The organism is Streptomyces sp. NTD91, assembly GCF_059510455.1.
The window spans coordinates 58,104-80,507 of the sequence record NZ_JCAJZW010000006.1 but is presented as its reverse complement, the minus strand read 5'-3'; the positions used below and the strand labels follow the sequence as shown (position 1 = coordinate 80,507).

Annotated in this window: 23 protein-coding genes and 1 pseudogene; 7 read left to right on the top strand and 17 right to left on the bottom strand. The window is 72.6% G+C overall.

From position 1 onward, the window contains the following. Positions 1-25: 25 nt before the first annotated feature. The 4 genes from AC5WRT_RS09295 to AC5WRT_RS09280 form a co-directional block, all read right to left on the bottom strand. On the bottom strand, positions 26-1,825 hold the full coding sequence (locus AC5WRT_RS09295) for an aKG-HExxH-type peptide beta-hydroxylase (RefSeq protein WP_496092476.1): 1,800 nt from the start codon (positions 1,823-1,825) through the stop codon (positions 26-28). Next, entirely contained in the window at positions 1,822-2,979 is a 1,158-nt protein-coding gene (locus AC5WRT_RS09290) for an FxsB family cyclophane-forming radical SAM/SPASM peptide maturase (RefSeq protein ID WP_496100111.1), read from the bottom strand. Before AC5WRT_RS09290 ends, AC5WRT_RS09295 begins: the two co-directional genes overlap by 4 nt. Positions 2,980-2,986: 7 nt before the next feature. After that, on the bottom strand, positions 2,987-3,157 hold the full coding sequence (gene fxsA / locus AC5WRT_RS09285; protein WP_496092474.1) for an FxSxx-COOH cyclophane-containing RiPP peptide: 171 nt from the start codon (positions 3,155-3,157) through the stop codon (positions 2,987-2,989). Between the two features lie 158 nt (positions 3,158-3,315). After that, positions 3,316-3,636, bottom strand: coding sequence for a CU044_2847 family protein (locus tag AC5WRT_RS09280; protein WP_496092473.1), 321 nt, complete (start codon positions 3,634-3,636; stop codon positions 3,316-3,318). Positions 3,637-3,728: 92 nt separating this feature from the next. Between AC5WRT_RS09280 and AC5WRT_RS09275 the strand changes: the two are divergent. Continuing rightward, a pseudogene (locus AC5WRT_RS09275) lies at positions 3,729-4,621 on the top strand (deoxyribonuclease IV). A gap of 19 nt (positions 4,622-4,640) precedes the next feature. Here the strand turns inward: AC5WRT_RS09275 and AC5WRT_RS09270 are convergent. Further along, complete coding sequence (locus tag AC5WRT_RS09270; protein WP_496100110.1) at positions 4,641-5,273, bottom strand: sulfite oxidase-like oxidoreductase; 633 nt, start codon at positions 5,271-5,273, stop codon at positions 4,641-4,643. A 176-nt stretch (positions 5,274-5,449) separates the two neighbouring features. Here AC5WRT_RS09270 and bfr point away from each other — a divergent pair, with 176 nt between their 5' ends. After that, positions 5,450-5,968 (top strand): bacterioferritin, encoded by a 519-nt coding sequence (gene bfr, locus AC5WRT_RS09265; RefSeq protein ID WP_496092470.1) that lies wholly within the window; start codon positions 5,450-5,452, stop codon positions 5,966-5,968. Between the two features lie 19 nt (positions 5,969-5,987). Here bfr and AC5WRT_RS09260 read toward each other — a convergent pair whose 3' ends face one another. Both AC5WRT_RS09260 and AC5WRT_RS09255 read right to left on the bottom strand, forming a co-directional pair. After that, on the bottom strand, positions 5,988-6,242 hold the full coding sequence (locus AC5WRT_RS09260; protein WP_496092469.1) for a (2Fe-2S)-binding protein: 255 nt from the start codon (positions 6,240-6,242) through the stop codon (positions 5,988-5,990). Between the two features lie 109 nt (positions 6,243-6,351). After that, complete coding sequence (locus tag AC5WRT_RS09255) at positions 6,352-7,704, bottom strand: class II 3-deoxy-7-phosphoheptulonate synthase (protein WP_496092468.1); 1,353 nt, start codon at positions 7,702-7,704, stop codon at positions 6,352-6,354. A gap of 106 nt (positions 7,705-7,810) precedes the next feature. On the opposite strand from AC5WRT_RS09255, the gene AC5WRT_RS09250 reads away from it, so the two are divergent. After that, complete coding sequence (locus tag AC5WRT_RS09250) at positions 7,811-7,867, top strand: trp operon leader peptide (protein ID WP_382467012.1); 57 nt, start codon at positions 7,811-7,813, stop codon at positions 7,865-7,867. Between the two features lie 90 nt (positions 7,868-7,957). Then, positions 7,958-9,820 carry an anthranilate synthase family protein gene (locus AC5WRT_RS09245; RefSeq protein ID WP_496100109.1) on the top strand — a complete coding sequence of 621 codons (1,863 nt, stop codon included), beginning with the start codon at positions 7,958-7,960 and terminating at the stop codon, positions 9,818-9,820. Positions 9,821-9,867: 47 nt separating this feature from the next. On the opposite strand, the gene AC5WRT_RS09240 is transcribed toward AC5WRT_RS09245, so the two are convergent. The 4 genes from AC5WRT_RS09240 to AC5WRT_RS09225 all read right to left on the bottom strand — a co-directional run bounded on the left by AC5WRT_RS09240 (position 9,868) and on the right by AC5WRT_RS09225 (position 13,693). After that, positions 9,868-10,896, bottom strand: coding sequence for a 6-phosphofructokinase (locus AC5WRT_RS09240; protein WP_496092466.1), 1,029 nt, complete (start codon positions 10,894-10,896; stop codon positions 9,868-9,870). A 118-nt stretch (positions 10,897-11,014) separates the two neighbouring features. Further along, positions 11,015-11,692 carry a response regulator gene (locus AC5WRT_RS09235; RefSeq protein ID WP_496092465.1) on the bottom strand — a complete coding sequence of 226 codons (678 nt, stop codon included), beginning with the start codon at positions 11,690-11,692 and terminating at the stop codon, positions 11,015-11,017. Beyond that, positions 11,689-12,861 (bottom strand): MacS family sensor histidine kinase, encoded by a 1,173-nt coding sequence (gene macS, locus AC5WRT_RS09230; RefSeq protein WP_496092652.1) that lies wholly within the window; start codon positions 12,859-12,861, stop codon positions 11,689-11,691. Before macS ends, AC5WRT_RS09235 begins: the two co-directional genes overlap by 4 nt. Positions 12,862-12,946: 85 nt before the next feature. After that, positions 12,947-13,693, bottom strand: a complete 747-nt coding sequence (locus AC5WRT_RS09225) for a lysophospholipid acyltransferase family protein (protein ID WP_496092651.1) — start codon at positions 13,691-13,693, stop codon at positions 12,947-12,949. A gap of 186 nt (positions 13,694-13,879) precedes the next feature. On the opposite strand from AC5WRT_RS09225, the gene AC5WRT_RS09220 reads away from it, so the two are divergent. Both AC5WRT_RS09220 and AC5WRT_RS09215 read left to right on the top strand, forming a co-directional pair. Further along, on the top strand, positions 13,880-14,659 hold the full coding sequence (locus AC5WRT_RS09220; RefSeq protein WP_496092464.1) for an alpha/beta hydrolase: 780 nt from the start codon (positions 13,880-13,882) through the stop codon (positions 14,657-14,659). Further along, complete coding sequence (locus tag AC5WRT_RS09215; protein WP_496092463.1) at positions 14,652-15,212, top strand: hypothetical protein; 561 nt, start codon at positions 14,652-14,654, stop codon at positions 15,210-15,212. The genes AC5WRT_RS09220 and AC5WRT_RS09215 overlap by 8 nt, the downstream gene beginning before the upstream one ends. Before the next feature lie 39 nt (positions 15,213-15,251). Here the strand turns inward: AC5WRT_RS09215 and AC5WRT_RS09210 are convergent, their stop codons facing one another. The 6 genes from AC5WRT_RS09210 to AC5WRT_RS09185 form a co-directional block, all read right to left on the bottom strand. Then, on the bottom strand, positions 15,252-16,004 hold the full coding sequence (locus tag AC5WRT_RS09210) for an endonuclease/exonuclease/phosphatase family protein (RefSeq protein ID WP_496092462.1): 753 nt from the start codon (positions 16,002-16,004) through the stop codon (positions 15,252-15,254). 153 nt (positions 16,005-16,157) lie between these two features. After that, positions 16,158-17,111: an ROK family glucokinase gene (locus tag AC5WRT_RS09205; protein ID WP_360149925.1), complete on the bottom strand. Its 954-nt coding sequence runs from the start codon at positions 17,109-17,111 to the stop codon at positions 16,158-16,160. 67 nt (positions 17,112-17,178) lie between these two features. After that, complete coding sequence (locus tag AC5WRT_RS09200) at positions 17,179-17,670, bottom strand: DUF5304 domain-containing protein (RefSeq protein WP_496092461.1); 492 nt, start codon at positions 17,668-17,670, stop codon at positions 17,179-17,181. A gap of 60 nt (positions 17,671-17,730) precedes the next feature. Further along, positions 17,731-18,906, bottom strand: a complete 1,176-nt coding sequence (locus tag AC5WRT_RS09195) for an ArsA family ATPase (RefSeq protein WP_496092460.1) — start codon at positions 18,904-18,906, stop codon at positions 17,731-17,733. Positions 18,907-18,950: 44 nt separating this feature from the next. Next, a complete protein-coding gene (locus tag AC5WRT_RS09190) occupies positions 18,951-19,394 on the bottom strand; it encodes an SRPBCC family protein (protein WP_496092459.1) in 444 nt (147 codons plus the stop codon). A gap of 111 nt (positions 19,395-19,505) precedes the next feature. Continuing rightward, positions 19,506-20,303 carry a metallophosphoesterase family protein gene (locus AC5WRT_RS09185; RefSeq protein WP_496092458.1) on the bottom strand — a complete coding sequence of 266 codons (798 nt, stop codon included), beginning with the start codon at positions 20,301-20,303 and terminating at the stop codon, positions 19,506-19,508. Between the two features lie 295 nt (positions 20,304-20,598). Here AC5WRT_RS09185 and AC5WRT_RS09180 point away from each other — a divergent pair, with 295 nt between their 5' ends. Next, positions 20,599-22,395, top strand: a complete 1,797-nt coding sequence (locus AC5WRT_RS09180; protein ID WP_496092457.1) for an AMP-dependent synthetase/ligase — start codon at positions 20,599-20,601, stop codon at positions 22,393-22,395. Positions 22,396-22,404: the final 9 nt, after the last annotated feature.

Here is a 22,404-nt window from a genome sequence, read left to right as displayed (position 1 = left end):
GTCGGGGCCACGGGCGGCGGGTCCCTCAGCCGTCCGGCTGTCCGGTTCCCTGGGGTCCTCCCCGCGGCCGGCAGGCACGCTCCGGCGATGAGACACCGGTGTCCTCGCCCGCGTCGGCGTCCTGCGCCCCGGCCAGCCAGGCCGCGAGGGCCAGCGGCTCCGGGGGGCGGGCTTCTGCGGCGGTGCCCTCCCCTGTGGCGAGTTCGCGGTACAGGTCCCGGACGACCTCGGTACGGCGGCGCAGCACCGCGGCCCCCGGCAGCCGTTCCTCCGCCGCGGAGCCGGCCAGCTGGGCCCAGCGTTCGAGCCGGTCGGGCGCGGCGGCGACGGCTTCGGCGGCCTGCCGGGCGGGCGGTGCCCGGTGGGCACCGCGCTGCCGGGCCGCCCACCGGCCGAACTCGGGGCCCGGCCCGGCCACGGGACCCGAGGCGGGCCTGATGTCACCGGGCGGCAGCGGCCCGGCCGCCAGCCGGGCGCGCCACTGCTCGGCCAGTTGCTTGATCGCGGTGCCGTCGGCCACGGCCCAGCGCAGCCGCCAGACCGCCTCGGTACCGGCCTCCACACGTGCGGCGACCCGGGCCGGGCCGGGATCCAGGCAGACGGCCCGCACGGTCTGCGCGGCCCGGTCGAGGAACCGGGCGCCGAGCCGGGTGAGCCGGAGCCGGCTCGCCGCCTCCGTCAGGCCCCGCTCGGCCTGGGCCCGGGTCAGCGCCAGCCGCCACTCCGCGTCGGTACGCTCGAGCGCGGTCCGGCCGGCGCTGCGCTGCTGCCAGAACGCCAGGTCGCCGAGGTGGGCGTAGATGCCCTGGAGCAGTCCCGCGGGCGGGCGCGGGTCGGGCCGCCAGGGTGCGTACAGACGGGGACGACCGTCCGGCTCGTGCAGGGTCACGAGGTCGGCCAGTGCGCTGAGCTTGCTGTGCTGGAACTCGTGCAGCAGGGTCAGGGCCAGCCGGTCGGGGTCGGCGGGCCAGGATGCCAGGACGGTGCCGAAGGCGTGGCGTGAGGTCGCGGAGGTGACCCCCCGCGCGGGCGCGGGCAGGGGGACGATGGCGCCCAGTCCGGCCACGAGTTCCGCGGCGCGGCCGGGGTGGCTGTCGACCAGGAGCCGCCAGGCCGACCGCAGCAGTTCCTGCCAGGCCGCGGGGCGGGCGCTGGCCGTGTCGAGGGAGGGCAGCCGGGGGTCGGCGGTCTCCAGCGGGAGCCGCAGTGCCAGCCCCCGGTGCCGGGCCTCCAGGAAGGCCACGGGCTGCCAGTCGTGTCCCTCCCGGCCCGGATCGCGCGGCAGGGGCCGTGTCTCGCCCGGCAGCCGGATCTCCACCTGGCACCGGGCGGGCCGCGCACCGTACGCCTCGGAGTGCGCCCGCGGCCGGGGGGTGACCACGACCAGTGCCTCGTCGGCGGTGCCGAGCCGGGTGGCCGTGCCCAGGCCGGGCAGCCGCAGGGTGCCGTCGTGCACCGGTACCGCGATCTCGGCGGCGATCCCGGCACGTACGGCGGCGACCGCGGCGAGGGCGCCGAGGGCGCGCGCGCTGCATCCGCCGTGCCGGTGGGCGGGGCAGTCGCCCCCGGCGCGCGCGGCCCAGGTGCCGAACGAGGAGGCGTCGATCACGCTCCCGGCCGCGGCGGGGTCGCCGCGTTCCACCCGGGCGAGCAGGTCGGCGGCAGGCTCGGCGGCGGCCGCGCAGGAGCCGTCGAGAATGCGCCGCAGCAGCAGGAGGTTGCGGCTGCGCCGGGCCTGGCGCAGCAACCGTACGGCGTCCGGGCCGCCCCCGCCGGCGGCGAGCGCGTCGAAGACGCGGTCCGGGATGACGTGCGTGACGATCACTGCGGCGGCTCCGCGCAGCGGGCCACCCAGCGCCGGATGTGCCGGATGAGCAGCAGGAGGTCCGCGCAGTACACGCTCGGTCGGCGGTACCCGCCGCCCGGGCCGTAGCGGTGGCCGTATTCGCCGCCGCCGCACACGGACAGCTCGGCGCAGTCCAGGCACTGCTCGGCGAGCATCCGCCGGCCGGCCTGCCGGGCCGCGAACCCCGGGTGCAGCAGGACGTCGTCGAAGGAGTTGCGGTAGACGTCCAGGCCGGTGGCGGAGGCGCCGTCGTACCCGGTACGCAGGGCGTCGTTCTGGTGGATGCCGCCGTCGGCCTCGACGAAGGCGGACACCGAGCGGGTGACGCCGACCCAGTCCAGTCGGCTGCGGCCGCCGAGGACGGCGTGCAGCAGTTCGTCCAGCAGGCGCACCGAGGTCTCCTTGCGCGGTGCTCCGGCCCAGCGGTCGAAGACGGCCGCGAGCCAGGTGCCGTACGCGCCGGCCGGTCCGGGCGGGCGGGCGCCCCAGTGGGCATGCGGCAGCAGGAAGTCGATCAGCGGGGGGCGGGTCTGCAGGAGCGACTCGTAGACGGCGACGGGGTCCCGAACGGGGTCGATGGTGCACAGCAGACCGGCGTACAGGTGCGGGTACTGCGTGGACAGGCGGCGCAGACCGGCCGTCACCCGGTCGTAGGAGCCCGCGCCGGACCGGGTGCGGCGGTGCGCGTCGTGCGCCCGCCGGTCCCCGTCCATGCTGACCCCGACCCGCACCCGGTGTTCGGCCAGGGTGTGCAGCATGCGGGGGCCGAGCAGCGTGCCGTTGGTCTGGACGGCGAACTCGGCCTCGGCGCCCGCGTCTTCGACGATCGCACGCAGGGTTCCCACGATTCGGCCGATACCCGTCGGTCCGGCCAGCAGCGGCTCGCCTCCGTGCAGCACGATCCGGACCTGCCGCAGCCCGTGCCGCGTCGCGTGCTCGGCGATGCGCCGGCCCGTCTGCCGCACCGTCTGCGGGCTCATGGCACCGGGCTGACGGCGCCAGGTCCTGTCGGCGTGTTCGTAGATGATGCAGTAGTCGCAGGCCAGATTGCACCGGCTGCGTATCTTGACGACGAACTGGCGCAGCGGGACGGGCCGCCAGCCCTCTGCGAGAAGCGTCTCGACCTCTGCCATCGGCCCGTCAGGGGCTCGACTGCCAGCTGTTGTACGCGTCCTCGCCGGACTCCGCCGCCTCGGCCCGCAGCCGCTCCAGGGCCGCCGCGAGCACGGACCCCGGCAGCGCGCGCAGTTCGTCGACGGTGAACGCGGCGATGTCCGGCAGTTCGCACTCGACCCCCGTCGTCTCTTCCATGCCTGTGCCCCTTCCGTCTCCGGGACATCCGGCACACGGCCCGCACTGCGGCGTCCGCGCCACTCGGGCATGGTAGGCGACCTCCCCCGACTGCGGGAGAAGGCCGTACGCACGCCGCGACGGATCCGGACACCTCGGCTCGGCCGCGCCGGGCCCCGCTAGTTCTCCCACACGGCCCGCACGACGAGGTGTGCCTCACCGGTCGCCTTGGCCAGGACCGCTCCGGTCTCCCCGCTGAGCTTGACTCCGAACTCCAGTTCAAGGCGCTGCGGGGCGACGGCGAGCGAGGTGATCCGGGCATGGGCCTCCGCGGCCATGCGCCGGATGCCGTCGAGTGCCTCTCCGAGGCCCTCCTGGGCCCGTCTGACGACCGTGCCACCGTTGACCGAGATCTCCTCCAGGCCGTAGACGTCCTCGTCGACCGGTTCGACGAGGACCCTGCCCCCGTCCGGGAGCGAGAAGCTGACGACGTCCCCCATGTGTACCCTCCCCTGGCGTCCGCGCGGGCGCGCTGGTGCAGTCGTACCCTGATCGGGGGCGTCCCCACACGTCCTGGCATGCTGGGTGGGCCATGACCTCACCTTCCTCCCCCTCGCTCCCGGCCCCCTCCCTCCGCAACCCCGTCGGCGGCCACGTGCCCGTCGCGGGTGGTCTGCACGCGGTGGGGCTGTCGTACGCCCGTGCGCTGAAGGCGGAGACCGTGCAGGTCTTCGTGGCCAATCCGCGCGGCTGGGCCACCCCGCAGGCAATCCCCGGCAGGACGAGGCGTTCCGGGCGGCCTGCGCCGAGGAGTCGATCCCGGCGTACGTCCACGCCCCCTACCTGATCAACTTCGGCTCGCACACCGAGGCGACCGTCGAGCGGTCGGTGGAGTCGCTGCGGCACTCCCTGCGGCGCGGGCGGGAGATCGGCGCGCTGGGCGTGGTCGTGCACACCGGGAGCGCGACCGGCGGGCGGACCCGGGAGGTGGCCCTGAAGCAGGTGCGGGCACATCTGCTGCCGCTGCTGGACGAGCTGACCCACGACGACGACCCGTTCCTGCTGCTGGAGTCGACGGCCGGGCAGGGCGCCTCGCTCTGCTCCCGCACCTGGGACTTCGGCCCGTACTTCGAGGCGCTGGACGCGCACCCGAGGCTCGGTGTGTGTCTGGACACCTGCCACGTCTTCGCGGCAGGTCACGACCTGACCGGGCCGAGCGGCATGCACCAGACCCTCGACCTGCTGGTGGACACCGTCGGCGAGGGCCGGCTGAAGCTGATCCACGCCAACGACTCCAAGGACGTGGCCGGCGCGCACAAGGACCGGCACGAGAACATCGGCGCCGGCCACATCGGCGAGGACCCGTTCCGCGCCCTGATGACCCACCCGGCGACGGAGGGCGTGCCCCTGATCATCGAGACGCCGGGCGGCAAGGAGGGGCACGCGGCGGACGTGGAGCGGCTGAAGAAGCTCAGGGACGCCTGACGGCCCGGCCGGCCCCGGCTCACAGCTCCGGGCCCTCGCCCGGCTCCTCCTGGTAGGAGTACCGCTGTTCCTTCCACGGGTCGCCGATGTTGTGGTAGCCGCGTTCCTCCCAGAAGCCGCGACGGTCGGCGCTCATGTACTCGACACCGCGGGCCCACTTGGGTCCCTTCCACGCGTACAGGTGGGGCACGATCAGGCGGACCGGGAAGCCGTGCTCGGCGGTGAGGAGTTCCCCGTCCTTGTGGGTGGCGAAGATGGTGCCGTCGGCGGCGAAGTCCGACAGGCGGAGGTTCGAGCTGAAGCCGTACTCCGCCCAGACCATCACGTGGGTGACGTCGGGCGCCGGTGGGGCCAGGTCGAGGATGGTGCGGGCGGGGATGCCGCCCCACTCCGCGCCGACCATGCTGAACTTCGTCACGCAGTGCAGATCGGCCACGACGGTGGTGTACGGCAGGGCCGTGAACTCCTCGTGGTTCCAGATGTGCTTGTCACCGTCGGCGGTGGCGCCGAAGACCCGGAACTCCCAGCGCTCGGGGCGGAACTTCGGCACGGGTCCGTAGTGGGTGACCGGCCAGCCTCGCTGGAGCCGCTGACCCGGCGGAAGCTCGGCCCCTGCCCTCGCTCCAGACGCTCGCTCCACCGGATGACCCATGTATCCATCCTGACAGACCTAGGGCAGTGCCCTTGACCACCCTCCTCCAAGCCGGACAAGGCCTGACAACTCATGACGAATTTACTAAGTACGCACTTACTGGACGATCTTCGTCGCCGGTGCCATCATGCGGCGCTATCGGCCGGGTCCGGCTTACCTGGAAGGAGTCCATTGCGATGCAGGGCGACCCCGAGATCATCGAACTGCTCAACGAGCAGCTGACCGCCGAGCTGACCGCGATCAACCAGTACTTCCTGCACGCCAAGCTCCAGGACCACAAGGGGTGGTCGAAACTCGCCACGTACACCCGGGCCGAGTCGTTCGACGAGATGCGGCACGCGGAGGTCCTCACCGACCGCATCCTGCTGCTCGACGGCCTGCCGAACTACCAGCGGCTCTTCCATGTCAGGGTCGGTCAGACAGTGACCGAGATGTTCCAGGCCGACCGGCAGATCGAGGTCGAGGCCATCGACCGGCTGCGCCGCGGCATCCGGGTGATGCGGGAGAAGGACGACATCACCTCGGCGAACGTCTTCGAGGCGATCCTGGCCGACGAGGAGCACCACATCGACTACCTGGACACCCAGCTGGAACTCGTGGACAAACTGGGCGAGGCGCTGTACATCTCGACCCTGATCGAGCAGAGCCAGCCCGACGCCTCGGGCCCCGGCACCGGCGGCTTCTCGACGCACTGAGCGGCCGGCGGCACGGACGCTAGGCGGCCTCGTCCAGCCGGCCGAGAGCCGGGGCGCGCCGCTCGATCAGTTCCCGGCGGGGACAGGCACTCCGCCCGAGCAGGGCCTGGATGCGCCGAACGCAGCCGCCGCAGTCCGTGCCCGCCTTGCAGGCGGAGGCTATCTGGCGGGGCGTGCAGGCACCGTCCTCGACGTGCCGCTCGACCTGGGCCTCGGTGATGCCGAAGCAGCTGCAGACGTACACGCGGTGCACCTCCCGACGGGATCGCTCCATGACTGCCGTCCCGTATCTCGGTGAGGCAAACCTAACCTTACCCATCCCGTGGGGCCCGGCGAAAGAGGAAGGGGCGCGGATCCGGTGTGATCCGCGCCCCTTCGGCCGCTCACTGGTCCCGGTACATCTCCGCGACCAGGAACGCCAGGTCCAGGGACTGGCTGCGGTTCAGCCGCGGGTCGCAGGCCGTCTCGTAGCGCTGGTGCAGGTCGTCGACGAAGATCTCGTCGCCGCCGCCCACGCACTCGGTGACGTCGTCACCGGTCAGCTCCACGTGGATGCCGCCCGGGTGGGTGCCGAGCGCCTTGTGGACCTCGAAGAAGCCCTTGACCTCGTCGAGCACGTCGTCGAAGCGGCGGGTCTTGTGCCCGGAGGCCGCCTCGAAGGTGTTGCCGTGCATCGGGTCGGTGACCCAGGCCACCGTCGCACCGGACGCCGTCACCTTCTCCACCAGCTCCGGGAGCTTGTCCCGGATCTTGCCGGCGCCCATCCGGACGATGAAGGTCAGCCGGCCCGGTTCCCGGTCCGGGTCGAGGCGGTCGATGTACCGCAGCGCCTCCTCGGCCGTCGTCGTGGGGCCGAGCTTGATGCCGAGCGGGTTGCGGATCTGCGAGGCGAACTCGATGTGCGCCCCGTCCAGCTGGCGGGTGCGCTCACCGATCCACACCATGTGCGCGGAGACGTCGTACAGCTTGCCGGTGCGCGAGTCGACCCTGGTCAGCGCGGACTCGTAGTCCAGCAGCAGCGCCTCGTGCGAGGAGTACAGCTCGACGGTCTTGAACTCCTCGGGGTCGGTGCCGCAGGCCCGCATGAAGTTCAGCGCGTTGTCGATCTCGCGCGCGAGCTGCTCGTAGCGCTGGCCCGAGGGGGAGGACCGCACGAAGTCCTGGTTCCAGGCGTGCACCTGGCGCAGGTCCGCGTAACCGCCGGTGGTGAAGGCGCGCACCAGGTTCAGCGTGGACGCCGAGGCGTGGTACATGCGCTTGAGCCGCTCGGGGTCCGGGATCCGGGACGCCTCGGTGAACTCGAAGCCGTTGACGGAGTCGCCCCGGTACACCGGGAGCGTCACGCCGTCGCGGGTCTCGGTCGGCTTGGAACGGGGCTTCGAGTACTGCCCGGCGATACGGCCGACCTTCACCACGGGCACGGCGGCCGCGTAGGTGAGGACGGCACCCATCTGGAGCAGCGTCTTCAGCTTGTTGCGGATGTGGTCGGCGGACACCGCGTCGAAGGCCTCGGCGCAGTCGCCACCCTGGAGGAGGAACGCCTCTCCCTTGGCGACGGCCGCCATCCGGGCGCGCAGCTGGTCGCACTCGCCCGCGAAGACGAGCGGCGGATACGACTCGAGGTCCGCGATCACTGCACGCAGAGCCTCGGGGTCGGGGTACTCGGGCTGCTGCGCCGCGGGCAGGTTTCGCCAGGTGTTGCCAGCGCCGGGGCTGGTCTTAGCGTTCACGGTCACCTCGTAAACATTACGGGGTCGTGTCGCGTGCCCCCTCTTCTGGCTCGAAAGGTGAGACGCGAAGGTTGTCCTGTGGACGCGGGGCGGGTGCGGTAGGGTCTCTGCCATGTTCGCGCCGTCGATCCGGAACTGGTGGTGGACCGCTCATCCGGCGGCCCACTGATCGCGCGTGCGCAAGACTTCGCGAAGGCCGCCCGAGGGGCGGCCTTCGGTGTGTCCGGGGTCGTTCCTCCCCACCGACGGAAGAGGAACCATGGACCTGGCACAGCTCCTGCACGACGACCGCCCCTTCGCCCTGCTCCGCCGCCGCACACCGGGCCGCGACGAGCACACGGTGGAAGTGCTGACCGGCCCGGTGACCCGCCGCGACCGGCTCGCCGACCTGCCCGACGAGGGACTCGCGCTGGTGCCGTTCCGGCAGATCCGGGAGCGCGGCTTCGACGTCCGCGACGACGGCACACCGCTGCTGGTGCTGGTCCCCGAGGAGGCGTACGAGATCCCGCTGGACGAAGCCCTGCGGCGGCTGCCGCGTCATGACGTGCGCGTCGAGGGCGGCGGCTTCGACGTCGGCGACGAGGCGTACGGCGAGATCGTCGGTCGGGTGCTGGCGGAGGAGATCGGCCGCGGCGAGGGCGCGAACTTCGTGATCCGGCGGACGTACGAGGGCGCGATCCCGGGGTTCGGCCGGGCCGACGCGCTCGCGCTGTTCCGCCGGCTGCTGGAGGGCGAGCGGGGCGCGTACTGGACGTTCGTCGTGCACACCGGGGACCGCACACTGGTCGGGGCCAGCCCCGAGGTGCACGTGCGGATGTCCGGCGGAACGGTCGTCATGAACCCCATCAGCGGGACCTACCGCTATCCCGCCGGGGGCCCGAGCCCCGAGCACCTCCTGACCTTCCTCGCCGACGGCAAGGAGATCGAGGAGCTGTCGATGGTCGTCGACGAGGAACTGAAGATGATGTGCACCGTCGGCGACATGGGCGGGGTGGTCGTCGGGCCGCGTCTGAGGGAGATGGCGCACCTCGCGCACACCGAGTACGAACTGCGCGGGAAGTCGTCCCTGGACGCCAGGGACGTGCTGCGCGAGACGATGTTCGCGGCCACCGTCACCGGCTCGCCCGTGCGGAACGCCTGCCGGGTCATCGAGCGCCACGAGGTCGGTGGCCGCGGGTACTACGCGGGTGCGCTGGCCCTGCTCGGCCGGGACCACGGCGGGGCGCAGACCCTGGACTCCCCCATCCTGATCCGCACGGCCGACATCTGCGCACAGGGCCGGCTGCGCGTGCCGGTCGGCGCCACGCTGGTGCGCGGCTCGGACCCGGCCGGCGAGGTCGCGGAGACCCACGCCAAGGCGGCGGGCGTGCTGGCGGCCCTCGGGGTACGGCCGTCCCGGCCGCGCGAAGAGCGCGAGCGGCCCCGGCTGGCCGACGATCCGCGGGTGCAGGCCGCGCTGGACGGGCGCCGCTCGGCACTGGCGCCGTTCTGGCTGCGGATGCAGGAGCGTTCCGCGGCTCTGGCGGGGCACGCCCTGGTGGTGGACGGCGAGGACACCTTCACGGCGATGCTCGCGCATGTGCTGCGGTCGAGCGGGCTGGACGTCGCCGTCCGGCAGTACGACGAGCCGGGGCTGCGGCAAGCGGCGCTCGCGCACGAGGGACCCGTCGTCCTCGGGCCGGGTCCCGGGGACCCCTGCGATCCCACCGACCCCAAGATGCGCTTCCTGCGGGAGCTGACCGCCGCCCTGCTCCGGGAGCACCGGCACGGGGTGCTCGGCGTCTGTCTGGGCCATGAGCTGATCGCGGCCGGACTGGGGCTGGACATCGTCCGCAAGGAGGTGCCGTACCAGGGGGCGCAGACCACGATCGACCTGTTCGGACGACCCGAGACGGTCGGCTTCTACAACAGCTTCGTCGCCCGCTGCGACGAGGACGCGGCCCGGGAGCTGGCCGCGCACGGGATCGAGGTGAGCCGGGCGACGAACGGCGAGGTGCACGCGGTACGGGGCCCCGGGTTCGCCGGGGTGCAGTTCCACCCGGAGTCCGTCCTCACCCTGGACGGGGCCGCCGTGGTGCGGGAGCTGGTCGGCCGGCTGCGCGGGGCCGGCACGGCGAGGTGAGCGAAGGGGCCCGGGGACCGCCCGGTCCTCGGGCCCGGGCCGGACGGTCAGCCGAAGAACACCCCGACCTCCTGGTACAGCTTCGGGTCCACCGTCTTCAGCTTGGCCGTGGCCTCGGCGAGCGGGACGCGGACGATGTCGGTGCCGCGCAGGGCCACCATCGTGCCGAAGTCGCCCTCGTGGACGCAGTCGACGGCGTGCAGACCGAACCGGGTGGCGAGCCAGCGGTCGAAGGCGCTGGGCGTGCCGCCTCGCTGGACATGGCCGAGAACCGTGGTGCGGGCCTCCTTGCCGGTGCGGCTCTCGATCTCCTTGGCCAGCCACTCGCCGACCCCGGAGAGCCGGACGTGTCCGAAGGAGTCCAGCGACCCGTCCTTGAGCACCGCGTCGCCGTCCTTGGGCATGGCGCCCTCGGCGACGACCACGATCGGCGCGTACGACGCCCGGAAGCGGGAGGTCACCCAGGCGCAGACCTGCTCGACGTCGAAGCGCTGTTCGGGGATGAGAATGACGTTGGCGCCGCCGGCCAGGCCCGAGTGCAGGGCGATCCAGCCGGCGTGACGGCCCATCACCTCCACCACCAGGACCCGCATGTGGGACTCGGCGGTGGTGTGCAGGCGGTCGATGGCCTCGGTCGCGATGTTGACGGCGGTGTCGAAGCCGAAGGTGTAGTCGGTGGCGGACAGGTCGTTGTCGATCGTCTTGGGCACGCCGACACAGGGCACCCCGTACTCGTCGGACAGCCGGGCGGCGACGCCGAGGGTGTCCTCGCCGCCGATCGCGACGAGGGCCTCGACCTCCAGCTTGGTCAGGTTGTCCTTGATCCGGCGGATGCCGTTCTCCGCCTTGAGGGGGTTGGTGCGCGAGGAGCCGAGGATGGTGCCGCCCCGGGGCAGGATGCCGCGCACCGCGGGGATGTCGAGACGGACGGTGTCGCCTTCGAGAGGACCCCGCCAGCCGTCCCGGAAGCCGACGAAGTCATAGCCGTACTCCTGCACGCCCTTGCGGACGACGCCCCGGATGACGGCGTTGAGCCCGGGGCAGTCGCCGCCTCCGGTCAGTACTCCGACCCGCATGGATATGTCCCTTCACCGCAATTCCCTGACAGGCAGTCACGCTAACGGTGATCCAGGTCACACCGGGAGGGGCGGGACGGGTGATTTCGGGGCATTGCCGAAGGCGGCAAGGGAGGTGCTACTCCTCGTCGAGGCCGCGCTCTATGGCGTACCGCACCAACTCGACCCTGTTGTGCAGTTGGAGCTTGCCGAGGGTGTTCTGCACATGGTTCTGCACCGTGCGGTGGGAGATGACCAGGCGTTCGGCGATCTGCTTGTAGCTCAGGCCCTTGGCGACCAGCCGCAGTACCTCCGTCTCCCGGTCCGTCAGCCGGGGCGCGCCGGGTCCGTCGGGGTCGGGCGCGGGTGCCGGCTCGGCGGCCAGCCTGCGGTACTCGCCGAGGACCAGCCCGGCGAGGCCCGGTGTGAACACCGGGTCGCCGACGGCGGTGCGGCGCACGGCGTCCAGCAGTTCCTCGGTGGAGGCCGACTTCACCAGATAGCCGGTCGCGCCGGACTTCACCGCCTCCAGGACATCGGCGTGCTCACCGCTCGCGGAGAGGACGAGGACCCGCAACGCCGGGTTGTGACCGACCAGTTCCCTGCACACCTGGACACCGGGCTTGGCCGGGAGGTTGAGGTCCAGCACGAGGACGTCGGGGGCGGCGGCCTTGGCGCGGCGGACCGCCTGCTCGCCGTCGCCGGCGGTCGCGACCACATGGAAGCCGGACTCGGCCAGGTCCCGCGCGACCGCGTCGCGCCACATGGGGTGGTCGTCCACCACCATGACCTTGATCGGGTCCCGCTGCTCGCTCATCGACGTCCCGCCTTCACGTTCTTCGGCACTCTCAGTTCGACTTCCGTGCCCTGCCCGGGGACGGAGACGAGTTCGGCGCTGCCGCCCAGGTCGCGCAGCCTCCCCCGGATCGACTGGGCCACGCCGAGCCGGCCCTCGCCCTCGGCCTGGGCGAGCCGTCCCTCGGGGATGCCCGGGCCGTCGTCCCGGACGGTCACCACGATCCCGTCCGGCTCGTCCTCGACCAGGATCCACGCCCGGGCCTCGGCCCCGGCGTGCCTGCGTACGTTGTCCAGGGCGGCGCCGGCCGCGGCGGCCAGCTCCCGCGCCGCCGGCGCGGGCAGCTCGACCGGCGCCCCGGGCTCGGCCAGACTCACCCGGGCACCCGCCAAGGGGGCCAGCAGTGAGCGCAGATCGACCGGTTCCTCGTCCTCGACGGCGCGTGGCACGGCCCCGGGCGCGGTGCCCTCCGGCAGCCGGGAGACCGGTGGCGGACCGCCGGACACCAGGGTGCGCAGCGCCACCTCCTGCTCGCCCGCGAGCCGCCCCAGCTCCGCCGCCTCGCCGCCGATGACCGCGCCCCGCCGCTGCACCATGGCCAGCACCTGGAGCACGCCGTCGTGGATGTCCCGGGCCAGCCGCTCGCGCTCCCGGGTGGCCGCCTCGATCTCCAGGGCGCGGGCGAGGGTGCGCTCGGAGGCGCGGGCGACCTCCACGACGTAGCCGATGGCGATCGAGGCCACCCAGACGAGGATCACGTTGTGCACGGTGTCCCGGGCGGGGCGCCCGCGCTCGACCAGGTTGGCGGCGGCCACGGCGGTGGAGGCGACGGCCGCCCAGCGCCAGCCGCCCTTCAGGGCGAAGGCCAGCACCGAGCCGGCGGTCCATATCGACGACAGGGTGGGGCCGCCGCCGGCGATCCGCTCGTGGTTGTCGGCGAACGGGGTGAGCAGGATGCCGACGAGCGCGACGGTCAGGTCGGCGGCCAGGAAGCCCTTGGTGCAGCTCGCCGCGTTGCGCACCCGGGGCAGGGTGGCGAGGGTCCACACCACCAGGACGGCGTAGTAGGCGACGGCGACCCAGGGCCGTACGAAGTGGGAGTACGCGGTGGCGCACAGACCGATGGCGTACAGCATGGTCAGGACGCGGTAGCCGGAGAGCGCGCGCCACAGCGGCAGCTCGACCGACATCCTCGTCACGGCCCGTTGTGCGGCTCCTGCGCCTCCGACGCGCTCGGCCATGTCCCCCGTCCCCCCGGCCCCCGGTGCGAGGCCCCTAATCCTCTGCCTTCTTCTTCTCGGCGTCCTTCTTCTCGGCCTCCTTGGCCTCCTTGGCCTCCTTGGCCGCCTTCGCCGCCTCCGCGATCTGCCGCTTGGCGGCGGTCGCGTACACGTCGACGTACTCCTGACCGGAGAGCTTCATGATCTCGTACATGACCTCGTCGGTCAGGGCCCGCAGGACGAAGCGGTCGTGCTCCATGCCGTGGTAGCGGCTGAAGTCCAGCGGCTTGCCGATGCGGATGCCGGGGCGCATCAGCTTCGGCATCACCTTTCCGGGCGGCTGGATCTTCTCGGTGTCGATCATGGCCACCGGGATGACCGGAGCGCCGGTGGCGAGCGCCACGCGCGCGAGGCCGCCCGGCTTGCCCCGGTACAGGCGGCCGTCGGGTGAGCGGGTGCCCTCGGGGTAGATGCCGAACAGCTCGCCCCGCTCCAGCACCTCTATGCCGCTCTTGATCGCGGCCTCGCCGGCGCCGCGCGCCCCGGAGCGGTCCACCGGGAGCTGCCCGACGCCCTTGAAGAACGCGGCGGTCAGCCGGCCCTTCACCCCGGGCGTCGTGAAGTACTCGGCCTTGGCGATGAAGGTGACCTTGCGGTCCAGGACCGCGGGCAGGAAGAAGGAGTCCGAGAAGGACAGGTGATTGCTCGCCAGGATGGCGGGGCCCTCGGCCGGTATGTTCTCCAGGCCTTCCACCCAGGGTCTGAAGGCGACCTTCAGCGGTCCCCCGATGGCGACCTTCATCGTGCCGTACAACACCCGCTTGCCTCCTGTTTCCGTCGAACAGACCTTAACCCGCGGGAGCGCCGAAGCACCCGACGACCCTGGTCGGTGTCAGTGCGGTCGCGTACGGTGAAGCACATCCGCACGTTTCCCTCACGCCTGCGCCGGCCACCGGCGGGGGCCTCTTCAGGAACAGGAGCGTCGAAGGTGCCGGTCCTCCCCGGAGCCGAGCCGTACCGCCACGAGGGCGGGGAGGTGGGGGTCCTCCTCTGCCACGGCTTCACCGGCTCGCCCCAGTCGCTGCGCCCCTGGGCGGAGCACCACGCGGCGCACGGCCTGACCGTGTCGCTTCCCCTGCTGCCCGGCCACGGCACCCGTTGGGAGGACATGGCGGTCACCGGCTGGCAGGACTGGTACGCGGAGGTGGACCGCGAGCTGCGGATCCTCTCCGGGCGTTGCTCCCGGGTGTTCGTGGCGGGCCTGTCGATGGGCGGTGCGCTGGCGCTCAGGCTGGCCGCCCGGCACGGCGAGCGCGTCTCGGGCGTGGTGGTCGTCAACCCGGCGAACAAGGTGCACGGCCTGTCGGCGTACGCCCTTCCGGTGGCCCGGCACCTCGTGCGGACCACGAAGGGCATCGCCAGCGACATAGCCAAGGAGGGCGCTGCCGAGCTGGGCTACGACCGGGTGCCGCTGCACGCGGCGCACTCGCTGCGGTTGTTCCTGCGCCGGCTGGACGGCGAGCTGCCCCAGGTCACCCAGCCGTTGCTGCTGCTGCGCAGCGCCCAGGACCATGTGGTTCCGGCGACCGACTCGGCCCGGGTGCTGAGCCGGGTGTCCTCCACGGACGTGACGGAGATCGTGCTGGAACACAGCTACCACGTGGCGACGTTGGACCAGGACGCGGACCGGGTCTTCGAGGAGAGCCTCGCCTTCATGGGTCGGCTCGCACCCGGTCTCGGCAAGGAAGGGACGGCCACAGGTGGCTGAGCACGAGTCCGACCGCGAGGGCCGCGAGCCGGACGAGCAGAACCCGCCCTTCGACGAGGACGCCGCCTGGCGGGCCATCGTCGCGGGGTACGGCGAGGAGCCGCCGGACCCGCCGGGGGCCACGCCCTTCCGGCCGGTGGAGGACCTGGCGCTGCCGGAGCCGGAGAAGGACGCCGAGAGCGACACCGCCGACAAGGCGCCGGTGCGGCCGCCGCTGGGCAGCTCCGTGTCCTTCGCGCCCGGGGTCGGCCCGCGCGACCACACCCCGCCCGAGCCCTCCGAGGACGACTTCGACGAGGACGACGAGGGCCACTTCGTGCCGCCGGAGCCGCCGCCGCTGCCGGCCGCCGACACCACCGCGAAGTTCGCCTGGCTGGGCGTCGTCGGCGGCCCGGTCCTGGTCCTGCTGGCGGTGCTGCTCGGCTGGGACATGACCTGGTGGCTGACCACCCTGGGCGTCGGCGGCTTCCTCGGCGGCTTCGGCGCACTCGTGATGCGGATGCGCACGGACGACGACGAGGACGACGACCCGGGGCGGGGCGCCGTGGTCTGACCACGGTGGTCGATCTCCTGCACTCGGTTCAAGCGACGGTCATACCGCAGGCACGCGCACCGCGGCGAGGACCGGGAGATGGTCCGTGGCCGCCGTCAGGTCGGCGCGGCTGACGCCCGGCCGGGCATGGGGGACCCCGCAGCCGAGCACCTCGACGCCCTTGGTCGCGAAGACGGCGTCGATGCGCTGCGGCGGGTCGCTGTGCGGCCAGGTCGTCCCGCCGCCCCAGGGGGCGACGGCCCGGCAGTCCTGGAGGCTCGCGGAGAGCCGGCGGAAGGTCCGGCCGCCGGGGCCCTCGTTCAGGTCGCCGCCCGCGAGGGCGTGCTCCGCCCCGAGCCCGGCCAGCCGGTCGAGGAGCATCCCGCCCTGCTCGTACCGCTCGCTCTCGTCGAGGCTCAGATGGCAGCTGATCACCCCCACGCGGGCACCGCCGAAGCGGACCACCGCCGTGGCGAGGCCGCGGCGGTGCAGCCCCGGGGTGAGAGGCAGCAGCACGTCCTCCGTCCGCTCCACGATGGCCCGGAGCGAGCACAGGATCGCCGGGCCCGCCGCGGTGGCGCCACCGGTGAGAACGACCTGCCCGCAGGCCGCCGCCAGCCGGGCCAGCTTCTTGCGCCAGCGGAAGAAGCGGGGGGCCTCCTGGATCAGGACCAGGTCGGGGGCACAGGCGGTGATGACCCGGGCCAGGGCGGCAGTGTCGTCGCGCATCGAGCGGATGTTGTAGCTCAGGACACGGATGACGGCGGAACCGTCGGGCTCGGTACGGGAGTTGGGGAGCGCGGGGGTTGCCATGCCGTCAATCTACGACGCCCCGGGGTCGGGGCGCCCGACGACTCGGGGCGCGGAGGCCGTGTACCGCTGCCGCGCCGTCGTGGCCGGTCATGCCCACGCGGCGGTAGCAGCACAGGAGACACAGCCCCGCGCCCCTGCTCGGGTGAACGTCCCTCACATGATCGGATCGGGCTCCCGGGCCAGGTCGGCCGCCCCCACCAGTCCCGCCTTGTTGCCGAGCTGGGCGGCGATCACGTCGGCCACCGGGCGCCAGTTGCCGCCGACCAGCCAGCGCTTGTAGGACTTGCGGATCGGGTCGAGGACCAGTTCGCCCTCGTCGGAGAGGCCGCCGCCGACGATGAACGCGGACGGGTCGAAGAGGGAGGCCAGGTCGGCCAGGCCCGCGCCGACCCAGCGGGCCAGCTCCCGGTAGGAGTCCACCGCCACCGGGCAGCCCTGGCGGGCGGCCATGGAGATGTGCTTGCCCTCGATGCCGTCGGGCGTGCCGTCGCCCAGCGCCAGCAGCACCTCGGCGCGCTCGGGGGTGGCGTTGGCGCGCTGCTTGGCGTAGCGGACCAGGGCGCGGCCCGAGGCGTACTGCTCCCAGCAGCCCTGCGAACCGCAGCCGCACAGCAGGCCGTCCGGGACCATCCGGATGTGCCCGAACTCCGCGGCCACGCCGAAGTGGCCGCGGCGCAGCTTGTTGCCGATGATGATGCCGCCGCCGAGGCCGGTGCCGAGCGTGATGCAGATGACGTTGCGGTGGCCCTTGCCGGCGCCGAACCTGTACTCGCCCCAGGCCGCGGCGTTGGCGTCGTTCTCGACCACGACCGGGAGGCCCACGCGGGCCTCGACCTTGTCCTTCAGCGGCTCGTTGCGCCAGTCGATGTTGGGCGCGAAGTACACCGTGGAGCGCTGCCGGTTGACGTAACCGGCGGCTCCGATGCCCACGCCGACGATCTCGTGCCCGGCGCGCGCACCCTCCACCGCCGAGGCGATGGCGTCCACGATGGCCTCGGGCGTGGTGGGGGTCGGCACCTTGAAGGTCGAGAGGATGTTGCCTTCCTCGTCGACCACGCCGGCCGCGATCTTGGTGCCGCCGATGTCGACGCCGATGGTGAGTCCCATGAATCCCTCAGTTCCGGTCGAGCCCCGCTACGGCCAACCGTACCCGAGGCCCTGCCGTGGGAGGGCTTCAGTCCAGGTCGATGCGCTCCCCCGGACCGGTGCCCTCACCCCCGTCGGGGCGGTCGTCCGGGCCCTCGCGGGTGAGGTCGTCGGCCGTGCGGGCGGTCCAGCGGCGTTCCTGGGCCTGGACGGCGGAGCGGTAGGCGGCGAGCAGTTCGCTGCCGGCGGCGGCGAGGTGGTCGAAGACGTCGGGGTTGCGGTCGATGACGGGCTCGACGGCGGCCTTGGCCTGCTGGACGACCTGGCGCACCACCTGCTGGGCGGCGGGTCCTGCGAGGCCGCCGAGGAGCGGTGACTGCAGGCCGGAGAGCCTGTCGGCCACCGTGTCCACGAGCCTCTTCAGTTCCTCCGCGGCCGAGCCCGGCTGCGGGCCGTGCTCGGCGCGGCGGCGGGCCTTCTCGGCCGCGAGGTCCTCGGCACAGGCCGTGGCCCAGGCGTCGGCGTCGGTCGCCCGGCCCTGTTCCTCGTACGAGTCGGATGCGGGGCGCTCTTCGCTCATGGCGGACTCCTGACTACGGTTCGCCTCTACGACGTTACCCGAACGGGCGCACCCGGATCATCACCGTCCGGTCGCGGGCCACAGGTCGGGGTCCGGGGCGAACCGGATGCGCAGCTCGCCCTCGCGCAGGCCGGCGCCGGCGACGCCGCAGCGGCGCAGGGCGGAGGGCAGCGGGACGATCCGGCGGAAGGGGCCCGCGGTGATCACGAGTTCGTCGCCGCGCCGGACCAGGTCCAGCTCGTCCCGTACGGCGCCGGGCAGCGGAATGTGCCAGACCAGCACGCCGTCCTCACTCCGCCGGTCCACGACGGGCCACTCGACCGGGGCGGGCGCCGGGTCGACGCCGGGTACCGCGAGGGCGGCGAGGTCGTCGGCGCCGCGCGGGTCGCGGCCGAGGTGCGGGACGGGATGAACCTCGTACGGCTGCTCCTGCCAGTCGGCGAGCGTCTTGCGCTGCTGCGCGAGCAGGGAGGACAGCCAGCTGTCCGGGGTGCTCTCGGGCAGGGCGCGGTTGGCGACCAGGGCCTCGGTGCGCAGGCCGCGCAGGGCGAGACCGAGGCCGGCGCTCCGTACGGCGTCGGCGCCGGCCGGGCCGGGCTCGGCGACCAGGCGTACGACGGTGTTCCGGTCCGTGAGGACGGCCTCGACGGCGGCCAGTTCGACGTCCCAGCGGGCCGCCGTCTCGTAGAGCCACTCGGACGGCATCGGCACCCCGGCCAGCCGGCCGAGGACCGGGCGCAGGGCGCGGGCCGCCTGCCGCTCGGGCGGGAGCAGGCGGCGCAGATAACGGCGCAGCTCCTCGGGCAGGCCGAGCAGCGCGAGGGCCTGCGGCAGCGGCGGCAGGTCGACGACGAGGAGGTCGAAGCGCTCCGACAGGGCGGCGTCCCTGAGCGCGCGCAGGAAGGACAGCTCCTCGGCGCCGGGCAGTGGGGTGACCTCCTCGGCGTCCAGCCGGGCGGCGCCGAGCAGGTCGAGGACGTTCGCGGCGCGGTCCTGGAATGCGGTGAGGTCCCCACGGAAGCGTTCGACGGCGTCGGGCCGCCAGGCGGTGAGGTGAGGTGCGGTCTGTCGCGGAGCCGGTCCTGTCGCGGAGCCCAGTGCGGCGCCGAGGGTGTCGGTGCGGTCGGCGCCGAGGAGGAGCGTGCGGGTGCCCTCGCGGGCGGCGGCGAGCGCGGTGGCGGCGGCGATCGTGGTACGACCGCTGCCGCCCGGGCCCGTGATCAGGATGGTGCGCATGGGGGTGAACGGTACCGCCGTGCGCGGGGTCGAAACGGGAGTGACTACTTCTCCCCCGACTCCACCCGCTTCTTCAGGCCCGCCAGCGCGCGGTCGATGATGACCTTCTCCGCCTTGCGCTTGATCATGCCGAGCATGGGGATCTTGACGTCCACCGTGAGGAGGTAGGTGACCTCGGTGGTGGACGGTCCCGTGGGCTTGAGGACGTACGACCCGTCCAGGGAGCGCAGCATCTGGGACTTGACCAGGGTCCAGGAGACCTCGTTCTCGTCGGTCCAGGTGTACGCCAGTGTCTGGTCGTCCTTGATGGCACCGGCGTCCATGACGAGGCGGACCTGCTCGGCGCGGCCCTGGTCGTCGGTCTTGAGGACCTCCGCCTCCTTCACCTCGCCGGTCCAGTCGGGGTAGCGGGCGAAGTCGGCGATCACCCCCATGACGTCGGCCGGTGCCGCCTCGATGGTGATGCTCGAGCTGGTGTGTTCCGCCATCGCCGTGGCTCCTCCAGATGCGGGCCGGTACAGAGGTCGTCGTGCGCACGTGTGTGCAGCGTGAAGGCTACCGCGCCGCCGACCTGCCGCCTTCAACCGATGTCCCGCTTCTCACCATTCCAGCGCCCACGGCCGGCCCGTCCCCGCGAAGTGCCCGACGTTCACGCATTCGGTCGCGCCTATGCGCATGCGGTGGACGAGCGGCTGGTGCACATGGCCGAACAGCGCGTAGCGGGGCCGGGTGCGGCGGATGGCGTCCAGCAGGGCGCGGCTGCCGCGTTCGAACCGGCGGGCGACCGTGTCGTACACCAGCTCCGGCACCTCCGGCGGGATGTGCGTGCACAGCACGTCGACCTCGCCGACCGCCTCGATCTTCGCCGCGTACTCGTCGTCGCCGATCTCGTACGGCGTGCGCATGGGCGTGCGCAGGCCGCCGCCGACGAAGCCGAAGGTCCAGCCGCCGATCTCCACCCGCTCGCCGTCGAGGACCGTGATGCCGGGGCCGGCGTACTCCGGCCACAGGGGCGGCATGTCGACATTGCCGTACGTGGCGTACGTCGGGGTGGGGAACGCGGCGAACAGCTCGGCGTACTGCTTGCGCACCGCCCTCTCGACGGCCGTCACCCGGTCGGCGCCGATGCCCGCCCACAGCCGGGCGCCGAACGCGCGGGCCTCCTCGAACCGGCGGGCGGTGCGGAGCTCGACGATCCGGTCGGCGTTCTCCTTGCCGAACAGGTCCGGGAAGATGCCGCGCGAGTGGTCGGCGTAGTCGAGGAAGAGCACGAGGTCGCCGAGGCAGATCAGGGCGTCGGCACCCTCGCCGGCCCGGGCCAGGTCGCGGGCGTTGCCGTGCACGTCGCTGACCACATGGACGCGCGTCCTTCGGTTGCCGGAGCGTGTGGGTGCCATGGCGATCAAGCGTAGGCCTGTGGGATCTGCGTGAACAGTGTCGGTCCGGCCCGCGGTTACTCGCCGGTCGGTTCGGCCGTGGACTACTGTGCGCGAAGGAACGCCCAGCGTGTGACGCAGCGAACATCTCGGCGGAACCCCCTGTCGGGAAGGCCATACCGGCGGGTAACGTCCGGGCAGTCCAGTCGTGCTCTGGATTTCAACAGCTGAATTCCCGAGCACCCGCCCGAGCCTTGGACCGCACCGTCGCATCACACAGTGTCGTGGCGCCGGCGCCCTGTGAGGAGCAGCAGTCTTGCGCGAGTTCAGCCTTCCGGCTTTGTACGAGGTCCCTGCGGACGGCAACCTGACCGACATCGTCCGCAGAAACGCCGCGCAGCATCCCGACGTCGCCGTCATCGCCCGCAAGGTGGCCGGTGTCTGGCAGGACGTGACGGCCCGGGCGTTCCTGACCGAGGTGCACGCCGCGGCCAAGGGTCTCGTCGCGGCCGGGGTGCAGCCGGGCGACCGGGTGGGTCTGATGTCCCGCACCCGGTACGAGTGGACCCTGCTCGACTTCGCGATCTGGAGCGCCGGCGCGGTCACCGTCCCGGTGTACGAGACCAGCTCCCCGGAGCAGGTGCAGTGGATCCTGTCGGACTCGGGCGCCACCGCCTGCGTCGTGGAGCTCGACAACCACGCCGCCGCCGTGGAGTCGGTGCGCGAGTCGCTGCCCGCCCTCAAGCACGTCTGGCAGATCGAGGCCGGCGGTGTCGAGGAGCTGGGGCGGCTCGGGCTGGACGTGTCGGACGGCACGGTCGAGGAGCGCAGCTCGCTCGCCAGGGCCGACGACCCGGCGACCATCGTGTACACGAGCGGCACGACCGGCCGCCCCAAGGGCTGTGTGCTCACCCACCGCAGCTTCTTCGCCGAGTGCGGCAACATCGTGGAGCGGCTGCGCCCGCTGTTCCGTACCGGCGAGTGCTCGGTGCTGCTCTTCCTGCCGCTCGCCCACGTCTTCGGCCGGCTCGTGCAGATCGCGCCGATGATGGCGCCGATCAAGCTGGGCTGCGTCCCGGACATCAAGAACCTCACCGACGAACTGGCCGCGTTCCGGCCGACGCTGGTCCTCGGCGTCCCGCGCGTCTTCGAGAAGGTCTACAACTCGGCGCGCGCCAAGGCGCAGGCGGACGGCAAGGGAGCGATCTTCGACAAGGCGGCGGACACCGCGATCGCCTACAGCAAGGCGCTGGACAGCCCGTCGGGTCCGTCGTTCGGCCTGAAGGTCAAGCACAAGGTGTTCGACCGGCTGGTCTACGGCAAGCTGCGCGCGGTGCTCGGCGGCCGGGGCGAGTACGCCATCTCCGGCGGCGCCCCGCTGGGCGAGCGGCTCGGTCACTTCTTCCGGGGCATCGGCTTCACCGTGCTGGAGGGCTACGGCCTGACCGAGTCCTGCGCGGCGACGGCGTTCAACCCCTGGGACCGGCAGAAGATCGGCACGGTCGGCCAGCCGCTGCCGGGCTCGGTGATCCGGATAGCGGACGACGGCGAGGTGCTGCTGCACGGCGAGCACCTGTTCAAGGAGTACTGGAACAACCCCGGCGCGACCGCTGAGGCGCTGGCCGACGGCTGGTTCCACACCGGGGACATCGGCACTCTGGACGAGGACGGCTACCTCAGGATCACCGGCCGGAAGAAGGAGATCATCGTCACGGCGGGCGGCAAGAACGTGGCACCCGCCGTGATCGAGGACCGGATCCGGGCGCACGCGCTGGTCGCGGAGTGCATGGTGGTGGGCGACGGGCGGCCGTTCGTCGGCGCGCTGGTCACCCTCGACGAGGAGTTCCTGGGCCATTGGGCCGCCGAGCACGGCAAGCCGGCGGGCTCCACCGCGGCGTCGCTGCGCGAGGACCCGGACCTGCTGGCCGCGATCCAGTCGGCGGTCGACGACGGCAACGCCGCGGTGTCGAAGGCGGAATCGGTGCGGAAGTTCCGCATTCTGTCCTCCCAGTTCACGGAGGAGTCGGGCCACCTCACCCCGTCGCTGAAGCTCAAGCGGAACGTGGTGGCGAAGGACTACGCGGACGAGATCGAGGCGATCTACGCGAAGTAGCGGGCCTCC